Origin of the sequence: Hymenobacter rubripertinctus (assembly GCF_003583925.1) — a bacterium.
GTDB lineage: Bacteria > Bacteroidota > Bacteroidia > Cytophagales > Hymenobacteraceae > Hymenobacter > Hymenobacter rubripertinctus.
The window spans coordinates 1-13,788 of sequence record NZ_QYCN01000032.1; the positions used below are offsets into that span (position 1 = coordinate 1).

Annotated in this window: 7 protein-coding genes and 1 pseudogene; 7 read left to right on the forward strand and 1 reads right to left on the reverse strand. The window is 54.0% G+C overall.

Annotated elements, in window-relative coordinates; genetic code table 11:
- The first annotated feature begins 440 nt into the window (after positions 1 to 440).
- The 6 genes and pseudogenes from D0T11_RS17230 to D0T11_RS17255 all read left to right on the forward strand — a co-directional run bounded on the left by D0T11_RS17230 (position 441) and on the right by D0T11_RS17255 (position 10,431).
- Complete coding sequence (locus D0T11_RS17230; protein ID WP_119657049.1) at positions 441 to 3,599, forward strand: lantibiotic dehydratase; 3,159 nt, start codon at positions 441 to 443, stop codon at positions 3,597 to 3,599.
- 84 nt (positions 3,600 to 3,683) lie between these two features.
- Positions 3,684 to 5,936: a peptidase domain-containing ABC transporter gene (locus D0T11_RS17235; protein ID WP_119657050.1), complete on the forward strand. Its 2,253-nt coding sequence runs from the start codon at positions 3,684 to 3,686 to the stop codon at positions 5,934 to 5,936.
- A 41-nt stretch (positions 5,937 to 5,977) separates the two neighbouring features.
- Complete coding sequence (locus D0T11_RS17240) at positions 5,978 to 7,285, forward strand: HlyD family secretion protein (protein WP_119657051.1); 1,308 nt, start codon at positions 5,978 to 5,980, stop codon at positions 7,283 to 7,285.
- A 179-nt stretch (positions 7,286 to 7,464) separates the two neighbouring features.
- Positions 7,465 to 7,665, forward strand: a pseudogene (locus D0T11_RS17245) (hypothetical protein); the annotation flags it as partial.
- On the forward strand, positions 7,662 to 8,531 hold the full coding sequence (locus tag D0T11_RS17250; protein WP_119657053.1) for an IS3 family transposase: 870 nt from the start codon (positions 7,662 to 7,664) through the stop codon (positions 8,529 to 8,531). The pseudogene D0T11_RS17245 and the gene D0T11_RS17250, both read left to right, overlap by 4 nt.
- A gap of 133 nt (positions 8,532 to 8,664) precedes the next feature.
- The gene (locus D0T11_RS17255; protein ID WP_119657054.1) at positions 8,665 to 10,431 is read left to right on the forward strand and encodes a S41 family peptidase; all 1,767 of its coding nucleotides are present in this window, start codon (positions 8,665 to 8,667) and stop codon (positions 10,429 to 10,431) included.
- 732 nt (positions 10,432 to 11,163) lie between these two features.
- Here the strand turns inward: D0T11_RS17255 and D0T11_RS17260 are convergent.
- Positions 11,164 to 13,041, reverse strand: coding sequence for a CHRD domain-containing protein (locus D0T11_RS17260; protein ID WP_119657055.1), 1,878 nt, complete (start codon positions 13,039 to 13,041; stop codon positions 11,164 to 11,166).
- A gap of 182 nt (positions 13,042 to 13,223) precedes the next feature.
- Between D0T11_RS17260 and D0T11_RS17265 the strand changes: the two genes are divergently transcribed.
- The gene (locus D0T11_RS17265) at positions 13,224 to 13,700 is read left to right on the forward strand and encodes a nucleoside deaminase (protein ID WP_119657056.1); all 477 of its coding nucleotides are present in this window, start codon (positions 13,224 to 13,226) and stop codon (positions 13,698 to 13,700) included.
- Positions 13,701 to 13,788 lie beyond the last annotated feature (88 nt).

Consider the following 13,788-nt stretch of genomic DNA (forward strand, 5'->3'; position numbering starts at 1 on the left):
AAAGCCGCGCGTGTTCTTGGCCGTCACGCCGACGCAGCCGGCTTGACCAGGTAAAAGGGGGGACAATTCCGCCCACATCGAATCGGTTAATAATGTGCGGTCTGCATTCATGGAAAATACAACGCTCTTAATTGAGAACAGTTCCTAGTGTACTTCGTGACGAATCTAATTCGCCAAACCCCTCGGGGAACAGGTAAAACCGGAGTGGAGAAGCGAATTCCGAGTTGGTGTACAACCTGCGTTCGTTAGGCTCCCCTATCCTTTTGGGAGAGGGGGCCGGGGGGTAAGGCGCAACGTCAGAACGACTCTGTACACCAACTCAAATTTGCTCTAGAAGTCAGAAAACCGCCTTACCTTAGCCTATTCACCCAAGTCTGGGCAGACTCAGAAGTAGTCTCACCTCTTCCTTCCCATTTTGTCTGCCGCAAGAATATTGCTTCATGGATCAAGAATTAAGCTTTCCCCCTTTCCTGGTTCTTCGTACCCCTTCACTGCCGTTTGCTGCGGGTAATGCTCTCTCTACATCAGCCCTACGAATTGCGTACCAGAGTCCCTTATTGCAGGAAGCGCTATTTCTGGCATCTCCAGCCCTGTCTGAAATGGTAGCAACATGGCTTTTTGAGCCTAAATTGATGAGCATGAAAGGCCAGCAGAAGCTGGAGCTAACGCTCAGAAAATACTTGCTGCGCATGTCGTTTCGATGCACCCCCTTCGGTCTCTTTGCCGGTATTACCCAAGCTGATTGGGGCGAAATCACTCAGTTTCACCTGAATTCTATTAGTCAGGCCCAGCGACGGACCCGCCTGGACATGGACTACCTCTGCGCCTTGGCAACGAGTATCACTCAAGACCTCAACCTGCGGCAACAGATTCCGTTTTCCCCGAATAATACACTCTATACAGTTGGGGGGCGCTATCGTTATGTAGAATATAGCATCCATCAGAAGAGCCGCACGCATGGTTTAGTGAGCGTCGATAGATCTCCCCATTTAGAGCAACTCCTGGCTGATGCTTCTGCCACCGGTGGTGTGCTACCCACCACATTGGCTGCTGCTCTTGTCGACGATGAACTATGTTTGGAAGAAACAACAGCTTTTCTGGATGACCTGATTGATGCGCAAGTATTACTCAGTGGATTAGAGCCGTTGGTGACAGGCAATTTCATGCAACACTTAATCGACACCTTACAGCGAACCGAAAGCGGGCAACCCATTGCTCGGCACTTGGAAGACGTTTGCCGCCAGCTAACGCAGTTGGATACGGCGCCGGCAGGTGAAGCTACTTTCTTGTACGAGCAGGTGAGAGATTCGGTGCAGGCGCTCAACGTAAACTTCGAGCCCAACCAGCTTTTTCAGGTAGACCTGTATAAGACCAGCACGGTTGCCACTGTCAGCCGAGACCTTCAGGAAGAGATACGCAACGTGACGAAACTGTTACGAATCATTCAACCCACTCAAGAAAACATCAACGTCAAGCAATTCTGCACGGCCTTCCTAGCCCGCTATGAGCAGCGGGAGGTGCCGCTTTCCGAAGTTCTAGATGTGGAAATGGGCTTGGGTTATCCTTTTACTCCCGTGTACACAGGAGATTACACCCCGTTGTTGGAAGATTTGTATTTCGGCACCGCCAAAACGGAAGCCACTACTTTCTCCTGGTCTGCGTGGCACCAACTGGTTCTTGAAAAATACGCTACTACTTTGCAGCAAGGCCGCACAACTCTGGAAATTGTAGACGCGGATGTGCAGGGGCTCCAACAGGAAGATCATAATCCGTTGCCCAGTGCCATGTTTTTTAGCGGGGCTCTGCTCCAGTCTGACGGTCAAGCGGCGGATGAGGCCACGTTGGCATGTCGCTTTATAGGAGGACCGTCTTCGGCCAACTTGCTGGGGCGCTTTTGCCATCTCAGCTCCGATCTGCTAGCTGCCGTACGTACTGAACTGCAGGCGGAGGAGGCGGAATATCCCGAGGCAGTCTTTGCGGAAATAGTTCACATTAACCAAGCTCGCATCGGCAATGTCTCAACGCGCCCTGTACTTAGGCAGTATGAGATTCCAATTATGGCCCAGCCAGGAGTGGATGCTGAGCATACGTTGCCCCTGCAAGATCTGATGGTGGCAGTGCGCAGAGGGAAAATTGTACTACGTTCCAAAAAGCTGAACCGGCAGGTAATTCCGCGTCTGAGTTCGGCCCATAACTACTCCCATAATACCCTGCCCGCATACCGCTTTCTCTGCGACCTCCAGAGTCATGGTACCACGTCGTCGCTGGCCTGGAGTTGGGGAAGTCTACAGCACGCCGAGTTTCTACCCCGCGTAATCTACCGGCGTACAATTCTGGCCAGTGCCCAGTGGGTGCTAAAACAAGTGGAACTACAGCCAATCCGCGTTGCGCGGGGGGCCGCGCTTCAGGCAGCCATCAACACACTCCGGGCGGCACGGCGGCTGCCCCAACTGCTCGTATCGGGTAAAGGCGACAACAAGCTTCCTATTGACTTAGAAAACGAATACTCGATTGCGCTATTTCAATCTTTGCTTCCTAGCCAGGGAAATATGGTGGTGGAAGAATGTTTGTTTACTAGCCCCCATTTTACTGTAAGCGGGCCGGAAGGCAACTTCACCAATGAGATTCTGATTCCCCTACATTTCACCAAAAAGCCAGGCACAGCACGAGAAGTGCTTGCCCCAATGGTGCAGTCTGTGCCCACACGCCAGTTTTCAATTGGCTCAGAATGGCTGTACTTAAAGCTCTATTGCGGCATAAACACGGCCGACGAGATGCTCAGTGAAGTAATTTCACCCCTCACGGAGCGGCTCACGGCGGCGGATATCGTGGATCAATGGTTTTTTATTCGATACACTGATCCTCATCATCACCTGCGAGTGCGGTTCAAGGGCAAGGCAGCATTTTATGGCATAGTGATTCGGGAGCTCTCCCAACTGCTGGCACCTTACTTAGAAACTGGGCTGCTGAAAACTATCCAAACCGACACCTACACCCGCGAGTTAGAGCGCTATGGCAATGAGAATATTATGGACTCCGAGGCATTGTTTTACCACGACAGCCGAGCCATGGTCAATATACTGGCCTTACTCAGCACGGACGATGGCGACAGGGTCAGGTGGCTGCTGGCCCTCCGTAGTATCGACACGCTACTCGAAGATTTTGGGTACGACCTTAACCGTAAATACCAGCTGCTGAACCGGCTTCAGGCCAGCTTTAAGGCGGAGTTCAATAGTACGCATGCAGCTGCTAAAAAGCAGTATGGCACCAAATTTCGCCAAAATAGAGCCGCCGTCGAAAGCATCTTAAATACTCGCTTGGATGAGAGTAGTGAGCTGTACCCGGCTTTGCTAGTATTGGCAGAACGCAGCCGAGCCTGGCACCCGGTAGTAAAGCGTATACTAGCCAGGCAGCAGGCCGCCACCTTATCCGTGCCTCTGGACGACTTGTTGTGCAGCTATATCCACATGACGGTTAACCGGTTTTTTCGATCGAAGCAACGCATGTACGAAACGGTACTATACGATTTGCTCTTCCAAAACTATGCGTCCCAGAAAGCAAGGACAGATAAGAAGCCAGCCTCCCCATTAATACACTAAGCAGCACGACTAGCTAGCCTTGTTGCCCCTCCAGAATCAAACACTATCGTCGCCACGGTACCGTTCAGTGCCCTCAAAATCACTATGTCCTCCTTTCCTTTTTATAAGCAACACGATTCCAAGGATTGCGGACCCACGTGTCTGCGGATGGTAGCCAAATATTATGGCCGCTCCATTCGTCTGCAAACCCTGCGCGACCGCAGCCAACTGCACCGAGAAGGAGTATCGTTGCTAGGCATCAGTGAAGCGGCTGAATCGTTGGGCTTTCATACGTACGGGGCAAAGCTCGACTTTCAAACTCTACTGACTGAAGCTCCGTTGCCCTGCATTTTACATTGGGAACAGAACCATTTTGTAGTCCTTTATAAGATAATTGCGAAAGAGTCGCTGATTAGCCGCGCAGCACGGTGGATGGGCAAAGCCTCTACGCGTAAGGAATACGTGATATACATCGCCGATCCGGCCCGCGGCTTGCTTACCTACCAACTATGGGAATTTATGGCTGCCTGGACCGGAATTCAGTCTGGTACGCAGCTCGAAGGTATCGCATTGCTACTAGAGCCCGAAAACGCCTTTTTCGAGGCAGACGAGGCCCAGGCCTCCAGTGCCATTGGATTTCGGCAGTTGTATGGGTATTTGCTCTCTCATAAGTACAAGCGCCTGCTGTGGCAGATAGTACTGGGATTGCTAATGAGCAGTTTTTTGCAGCTGATTTTGCCCTTTCTGACCCAGGCTGTAGTTGACATTGGGATCAATACCAACAATTTAAACTTCGTTTATCTGATTCTAGGTGCCCAACTCGCTGTCTTTGCTGGCCGTACGTCGGTAGACTTTATTCGTAGCTGGATTATTCTGCACATTAGCACGCGGGTGAATCTGTCGATTCTCTCCGATTTCCTGACCAAGCTCATGAAGCTGCCTCTGGCCTTCTTCGATACGAAGATGATGGGCGACCTGATGCAGCGGCTTTCGGATCAGAAGCGCATAGAAGACTTTCTGACTGGGAAGTCCCTATCCACGGTTTTTTCCCTGTTCAACCTCCTTATCTTCGGCGTTGTACTAGCCCTTTACAATATCCAGGTATTTCTTATTTTCTTGCTTGGCAGCGCCTTGTACGCAGGCTGGGTATTGATATTTTTGAGCCGGCGCAAATCCTTGGACATCAAGCGCTTTCACGCGTCATCCCGCAACCAAAGCACGTTGGTGCAGCTGTTGCAGGGTATGCAGGAAATCAAGCTTTCCAATTCCGAAATGCAGAACCGCTGGGACTGGGAAAGAATCCAAGCAAGACTGTTTAAATTAAATATCAAAGGTTTGGCCCTCAGCCAGTACCAGCAGACAGGTGCTATTTTCATCAACGAAGGCAAAAACATCTTCATTACTTTCTTCGCGGCTAAATCGGTGATAGATGGACACCTCACGTTGGGGGGTATGCTGGCCATCCAATATATTATTGGCCAACTGAACAGTCCCGTCGAGCAACTTATCAGCTTTATGCAGGCTACTCAGGACGCGAAGCTTAGCATGGAGCGCTTAAATGAGATTCATACGCTCGATAACGAGGAAACTATCAGTCAGCAGTTTACCCAATTGCCGGCCGACAAAGGCCTGGCGCTCACAGATGTCTCGTTCCGCTACCCTGGCAGCATCGAACCGGTACTCAGTAGCGTTAGTCTGGTTATTCCCTCGGGGCAGACCCTAGCTATTGTGGGCGCTAGTGGTAGCGGCAAGACTACCCTTCTCAAGTTACTGCTCAAATTCTATGAGCCACTGGCCGGCGACATCCGCGTTGGCAGTATCGGGTTACAGAATATCAGCCACAGAAATTGGCGGGGCGATTGTGGCGTCGTCATGCAGGATGGCTATATTTTCTCCAATACCATTGCCTACAATATTGCCGTGGGGGAAGAAAACCCAGATAAGGAGCGTATCCTATACGCGGCTACAGTAGCGAACATTCAGTCTTATGTTGATGCCCAAGCCCTAGGTTATAATACCTTGATTGGAATGGAAGGTAATGGCATGAGCCAAGGCCAGCGGCAACGAATTTTGATTGCGCGGGCTGTATACAAAAACCCCCACTTTATCTTTCTGGATGAGGCGACCAACTCCTTGGATGCCAACAACGAGAGTGTTATTATGCGTAATTTGGAACAGTTTTTTCAGGGCCGAACGGTAGTCGTTGTTGCACACCGGCTCAGCACTGTTCGCAACGCACATAAAATTATTGTGATGGACGGTGGCCAGATCGTAGAAGAAGGCACGCACGAGGAGTTGGTCGCGCTTCGCAATTACTATTACACCCTAATTAAGAATCAGTTGGAGCTCGGTCAGTAACCGCTGTGCATTCTTTTTCACTACATACATTGCCTCTTCTTATGCCAGGTACGCGCTACTCAACACCTGAGTATGATGAGGAGAATCATCACAGTGATGAGGTATATGATATTATCAGCAGTGTTCCATCGTGGCTAGTGCAATGGGGTACTACGCTACTAGTACTGATTTTGCTCGGAGCGGTAATACTCAGCTGGTACATTCAGTATCCGGATACAATCACTGTACCGCTACAACTCACGGCGCGTAATGCTCCTAAACCAGTCAACTCCAAGATTACAGGTAAGCTTGTTCAGTTGATGGTCAGGGAAGCTGATTCGGTCCGGATAGGGCAAGCGTTGGCTTACCTGGAAAGTACAGCCAACCACGAGCAAGTTCTGGCCTTTGCTCACTATCTGGATCTGCTGTACACACAAGTGAACAGAAGCCAGTTGAGCGAAGAAACCAAAGACAGGAGTGAAACATTTACACAGCTGGGGGAGCTACAACCTGATTTCCAAGCTTTCAAACAAAGCCTTACGCAGTATTTGGATTATCAACAGAACGGTTACTACACTGCCAAGCGTGCGATGCTCCAGGCTGACTTGGTCAATCTAGTCAAGATAGCCGACAACTTACAGGAGCAACGAGATTTGGTAGCTCAAGACTTGGCTATTTCCGTTCGTGATTTTAAAGCGCAGCAGGATTTAGCCAACCAAAAAGTAATATCAGCAGCAGACTTTCGGCGGGAGGAAAGCCGACTCTTAAGCAAAGAGATGTTACTGAAACAAACAGAATCCATCATCTTCCAGAACTTCACGAGCCAAGCAGCGAAAAGAAAAGAGTTTCTCGAACTTGATAAGTTAACCAACGAGCAGCGCGGCATTATGGTCCAAGCGGTTAATACATTGCGTAGTAGCGTAGATGCCTGGAAAGCGCGCTATATCTTGGCTGCTCCCCTGGATGGGCAGGTATACTTTTCGACCCTGGTGGAGAACAATCAGACACTAACGGCAAATCAGGAAGTATTTTATATATCGCCTTCTTCAAGTGCTTACTTTGCCGAAGCCCTAATTCCGCAACAAAACTTAGGCAAGGTCCTAGTAGGACAAAAGGTGATTATCAAATTCGCAGGATATCCTTATCAGGAATATGGCACTGTGGCCGGAACGTTAACTTTTGTATCCAGAATTCCGAACCGACGCAACACGTTTCTGGCTAAAGTGAGTTTTCCCCATGGCTTACGCACTGCGTACGGAACCGATATCACTTATCGCCAGGGGATGATGGCAACCGGAGAAATTATCACTAGGGATAGCCGATTGCTAGAAAAGCTCTTTTATAATCTCCGCCAAGCAATTGACCGCTAGTCTGCAGGGGCGAGAGGCACGATACTGAGGAGGTCTAGCTAAAACGGACAGTGAGAAGTCCTACCTTCCCCTGCCCATGACCGAGAAACTGAATCTTAGTGGCTTGCCTGCCACGCGCAAGAAATATACGCCCGCTTTCAAAGCCGAGTGCGTGCGCCAGGTAGCGGGCCGGAGCCCGACAGACGGACGTGGCCCGCGCCCAAGGCATTTCGCCGGCCTTGCTCGGCCGCTGGCAGCACGAGGCCCTAAAAGCCGCCGTGCCCAGCAGCGCCGAGCGCGACGAAATTAAGCAGCTACGCGCCGAACTGCGGCGCGTGGAAATGGAGCGCGATATGTTAAAAAAAGTCGTGACCATCTTTGCGCAACCGCCTCCGTCATGAACCGCTACCAGTTCATTCAGGCTTGCACCGAGCCCTGGCCCGTGCAGTTGCTCTGCCGCTTGTTGACCGTCAGTACAGCCGGTTATTATCAGTGGCGGCAGCGCCCGGCCCAACCGGCTGCGACCTGGCAGCCAGCAGCGCAGGCGGCGTTTACGCACCATACGCGCCGCTACGGCACGCGGCGGTTGCGGGCCGAATTACGCGCCGAAGGCCACGCCGTGGGTCGCTACGCGCTCCGCTCCTGGCTGCGCCGAAACGGGCTACGGGCGCTGAGCACGCGTCCTCAGCGTCCCCGCACGACGGTGGCCGACCCGGCCGCCGTGGTGGCTGAAAACCGGCTGCTCGGTCAACCCGGCCCCAGTGCCCCCGACCAAGTGTGGGTCGGCGACATCACCTATTTACCCCTGCTGGGCGGGCGCTGGTGCTATCTGGCCACGTGGCGCGATACCTGTTCGCGCCGGGTCGTGGGCTGGAACCTGGCGGCCCAGATGCCGACTGAGCTCGTCCTGCATGCGCTGGAACAGGCCCTGACGCTGCGCCAGCCCGCGCCGGGCCTGATTATCCACGCCGACTGCGGCAGCCAGTACTCCAGCGCCGCTTGCCGGGCCCGCATCGAACAGGCCGGTGCGGTGGTCAGCTTTAGCCGACCGGGTGATCCGTACGATAACGCCCAGGCGGAAGCCGGCTGGAGTACGCTCAAAACCGAACGGCTGCCCCACGGAACCGTCTTTGCTAGTCTTGAAGAGGCCTGCCTGGAGGTCGCCTATTACCTCGACACCTACTTCAATTTGGAGCGCCGCCACTCCGCCCTCGGCTACCGCTCGCCCCAGCAATTTGAACGCGACTTGAATCTCAACCTATCTTAGCGCACTGTCCGTTTTTACTGGACCGCCCCAGATTGAACCCCAATACACCACAAGTACATAGCTAGTGCATTTGCACTACTTCTTCCGAATCACAGCTGTTTAGTATTTTGTCAATCATTTTAAACTCGCTTCCATGAAATCCCGCGCCTATATTGGTACTGTATTCCTAATTACTGCGCTTACCAGCCCGTCACGCGCGCAGTCCCCTTCGATCAAGCCATCCGTAGCTACCACCCAGAATACGGCTTTGCGTTGGAACTCGGGCGTTATTTTGCCCCCCATCTCTGCCAAGCAAATAGATCATCTTGCGGTACTGGGCAAAGTCTGGGGCTTTGTCAAATATTATCACCCCGCTGTGGGGGCGGGCAAATACGATCTGGACACGGAGCTGTTTCGCCTGTTGCCCCAGGTTGCGGCGGCTACGTCAGTAGCCGAGCGGAGCCAGTTGCTCAGTACTTGGCTATTGGGGTTAGGTGATGTTCCTGCCTGTGCCAAGTGCGCCGAGCTGCCTAACCTGCCCGTGAAACAGCAAGTTGATCTGTCTTGGATTACTCATCTTCAACAGCTCAGTCCAGAGCTCAGTCCAGAGCTCAGCAAGCAACTCATTCAACTACGCGACAACCGTCATCAAGGCCCCGGCTACTATGTAACCGCTGGCTCGGCTGGCAATGCTGTGTTTACCCACGAGCAAGCCTACGCGACCCCAACGACTCCTGATGTAGGCTTACGCCTACTAGCTTTGTTCCGCTATTGGAATATGGTTCAGTATTTCTACCCGGATCGACACCTGATTGGCGAAGACTGGAACGAAATATTACCGGCCTTTATCCCGCGTTTCGTGGCCGCGAATACGGGCGAAGCCTACCGCCTAGCCATCTTGGAACTAACGGCCCGTATTCACGACACGCACGCTACTTTATCAGATAAAACAGCGGGCCTCACCCACCTTTGGGGTGACTATCTCACTCCGGGCTTAGTCAGCTTCATTAGTGGCAAACCCGTTTATGCTAAGGCTACTATTACTACCTTGGCCGCCCAGTGTCCCTTGCAAAAAGGCGACATAATTACGAGGGTAGACGGTGTACCCGTTGCGGACCTCATCAAACGGCAACGTCCTTTGATTTCGGCATCAAACGAAGCAGCGCTACTAGCTGCTATAGGTCAGAACCTTCTGCGGGGCAATACGCCAGTGGGGAAGATAGAAGTGCTACGAGCCGGTAGGCCGCAGCGGCTTTTGGTGCCCCGTTACCAACAAGCAGATTTAAGCAAAGCGCCCCTTGATCCGGCCTTGACACCAAAGGACAGCAGTTATCAAGTTTTGTCTAATAATATTGGCTACGTGCACCTAGGTAAGCTCACAGCTAAGCAGGTGCCGGTGGCCATGCAGGCATTGAAAGACACCCAGGGGATAATTTTGGACCTGCGCACTTATCCCGATTTCGCAGTTTTTCGGCTCTTGCCTACCCATTTTGTAACGCAGCCTACAGCCTTTGCCAAATTCACCATGCCGGATCTAACATATCCAGGGCGGATGATTGAAACTAAGCCACTGGAAATCAGTCCCACTATTATGCCTTACATGGGCAAAGTCGTGGTGATGGTAAATGAAGTCACGTTGAGCCTGGCAGAGTATATGGCGATGGCCTTGCAGGCCAACCCCCGAGCCACCATTATGGGTTCCACTACGGCTGGCGCAGATGGTAATGTAACCAAAATTACGCTTCCAGGTGACTTAATTACCCGTTTCTCAGGCTTAAGTGTCCTATACCCCGATGGCCGGGAAACCCAGCGGGTAGGTATTGTTCCGCAAGTAAATGTCCAGCCTACAGTTGAAGGTGTTCGTGCCAAACATGATGAGGTGCTGGAAAGAGCTATTCAAACAATAAATGCTGCAAAGTAGTGAAGTAGCAAAACTTGAGGGTGCTGCGGATATTCACGATTAAAACTGTGCACAAAGGCCAAGTCTCTACATTTTTTTTACCGGAGTAGCCGGCTTAGCTGGCCGGCCCGAGCGCTGGCCTTCAGCTAAGCCGGCTACTCCCAGTTCTTGCTAAAGGCGCAGCCAGATGCCAGCCGTATTACAGCCCAAGGCAAACAAAGTGGCCAGTTCGTCGGGCAACGTTTTGCAGTGGTGTCCCAGCACGGCTTGCGCCCGCCGCCGCATCCGTTAGGTGTGGCCCGTTGGCAACAGCGGCCTCCAGAGTCGTAGTTTCAGTGTTATTAAGCGGCAGCGGGGCAAGCATCGTCAACAACAGTAGTCCCTCCACAGCACACGCTTACTTTCGAATGAGGGTTTAAAAGTAGTTGTGAGAGTCAAAAGCCGCATTCATAGGCAGTAAGAGGGCATAAAAAAAGGCGAACCAACGGTCCGCCCCTTTTCCACAACCAAAACACCTAAAAAACTATTCTTTCAAATTTCCACTGACAATTATCAGGCCAAAAGCTCGAATCATTACCGTCAACGTAGTCTGATTGAACAACTTCAAGTGTCTACACGAACAAGAGGCGGAACAGTCTTTAAAAGGTTGCAAACGGCCGGAAAATTATTTCCAGCGCCGCTGATTTGGCTTGATTACCAACATTTTACCCAACAAAAAAAGCAGAATCATCCGGGGCAGCCAGGGCCGGGCGCTTACTGTTTGGTGATACGGCTCACTACCCGGCTCCCCCCAACATCCAGCGTCAGCACGTACATGCCGCTGGCTCCGGAAATCCGGAGCTCGGTGGTGTTGGCTCCGGGCCGTACGGCCAGGGAACGGGTCAGGATGGTGCGCCCCAGCAGGTCGGTTACGCGGATGGTTCCCGAACCGCTTGCCCGGGCCTGAAAACGCACCTGCACTTCATTCTGGAACGGGTTGGGAGCAGCTACGAACGTTTCGGCGGCCACTACTGCCGGCTGCGTAGCCAGCACCAGGTTCACTTTACGGAAGTCGCGCGTTACCTGCCCCCGGATTTCGCCGCCGGGTTTGGCAACGGTATGCAGGTTTACGTACAGGCTGTCGCGGCGGAATTGCAGGGCGCGGCGAGACGTGAAGGGGCGGGCGTCGTTGGGGCTCGCGTTGGTGGCGTTCCAGTAGGCATCGAGGGCGTTGGGGGGCGTGGCCGCGTTGAAGAACGGCATCAGATCGAACACCACCGGGCCACTCTCGGTGCTGAGGCCGGTATGCAGGTGGCCGCCCGTAGCCGCACCGCTCAGGTCGCCCCAGGAAGCCGCCACGTGCACGTTCGACTGGTCGCGGTCCATGGACACGAAGCCGGCCCCGTAGCCGGCCGTAGCCACCGGAGTGGGCCGCTCCTGGGCTCCCGACATGCCAAACGTGTAGCCTTCGCGGGCCAGCCGGTACACCTGCCCCCGGATTTCGCCGGCCGGGTTGGCAGTGGTGGTGAGCACCATATTCACAGTTCCCGTCAGGAAGAGGTTGACGAGCGCAATGCCGGGGCTAACAATTCTGAAACCGAATTCGCTGGGTGCCCCCACCAGATTCAGGGAGCCAATACGCAGGGTAGGCCCGTTGGCCTGGCCGGCGTTGGCCGCGTACAGGTCCAGGGTTAGGGGGGCGCTGCTCAGGCCGGTATGGGCCACGCTAACGAGCAGGGTATCGAGGGTGGTGTTGAGTTGAAAAAACGCCACGGCCTTGGCGGCAGAAGCCGTAGCAGGCACCATCTGCGCCCCGTCCAGGCGGGCATCATGGTTCAGAAACCGGGCTTCCCGCACCAGCTGGCTCCGGATTTCACCGCCGGTATTGGCGGCCGTGTGCACGTTGATGTAAATCTGGCCGATGGCCAGAGCAGCCAGGAACTCAGCCGTAGGCGTAATCTCCCCCTCAATCACGTTGCCGCTCAGGTAGGGCTTCAAATCGACGATGACGGCCCCCGAGGTGCCGGCGGCACCTTTGTGGAAGTGCGTGTTTACTACCGGCCCACTCAGGCCCGACAAAATGACCCGGAACCTAAGTTTATCCTGTTGCTGGGACAGGCTGAACGTGCCGTAACCGCTGGCGTTGGTAACGACCGGCGGCACTTCCTGGCTGCCGAGCAGTTCGGCCGTGTACTCCTCATCTTTTTCCAGCCTGATCTGGCCCCGGATTTCGCCGCCCGGATTGGCATCCGTGTGGATATTGATGTAGTAACCGCCCCGCAGGTACCGGTCGAGTTTGGCGCGGTCAAGGTCGGTGCCCGTCAGAAACCCCTGGATGCGGTTGCCCTGCACGAAAGGGAGCAGATTGGTGACGATGGCACCGGCCACGCCCTCGAAACCGCTGTGCACGTGCGCCCCCTTTACCGGGCCGCTCAGCCCGGCAAAAGCGCCGCTGATGAAGAGCGTATCCTTGCCGGGGTTGAGCGTGAAACTGACCACGCCCCGGGCGGATGTCGTTACGGCCGGCACTTCCTGGGCACCGCTCAGCTGGGCACCTAGCAGCAGGTGCGCCCGCAGATGATCGGCCTGGACCGGTCCGATGCCGAGCAGCAGGCTCAGCAGAACAAAACAGGAGGTAAAAATTGTACGCATGGGAAAAGGATGAGGAAGGTGGAGATAACTGCATGCACATCCGTGCTGGCTGAATAACAGCGCTTTAGTTGATTTCCCTTTTCAAGCACGTAATTTTGCACGTTCACCGCGTATTTTTGCGGTTTGCCGGCTCATCAGCCTCCCCCAGTTTCGGGCCTGGCCCAGTTACTTTTACCAACCCCATGGAAGCTCCCAACCCCGATTTCATGCGCGAAGCCATTCGCCTGTCCATTGAGAAAATGCAGGCCGGCCACGGCGGCCCGTTCGGGGCCGTGGTGGTGAAGGAGGGCCAGATTATCGCCCGTGGCTTCAACCAGGTTACCAGCACCAACGACCCCACCTGCCACGCCGAGGTGGATGCCATCCGCAAGGCCTGCGCCGCGCTGGGCACGTTTCAGCTCGCCGATTGCGACCTGTACACCAGCTGTGAGCCCTGCCCCATGTGCCTGGGAGCCATTTACTGGGCCCGCCCCCGGCGCGTGTTCTACGGCAACACCAAGCAGGACGCCGCCGCCATCGGCTTCGACGATCAGTTCATCTACGAAGAGCTGGAAAAGCCCCTCGACCAACGCCAGCTGCCCATGCGGGAGCTGCTGCGCGAAGAAGCCCTGGCCGGCTTCCAAGCCTGGCAAGCCAAGGAAAGCCGGCTGGATTACTAGCCCAAACCAGCCCTAGTGAACAGGCGCGGCCGGKTTTAGTTATACTGAAACCGGCCGCGCCTGTTCACTACTCGTTGCAATGAGGTTT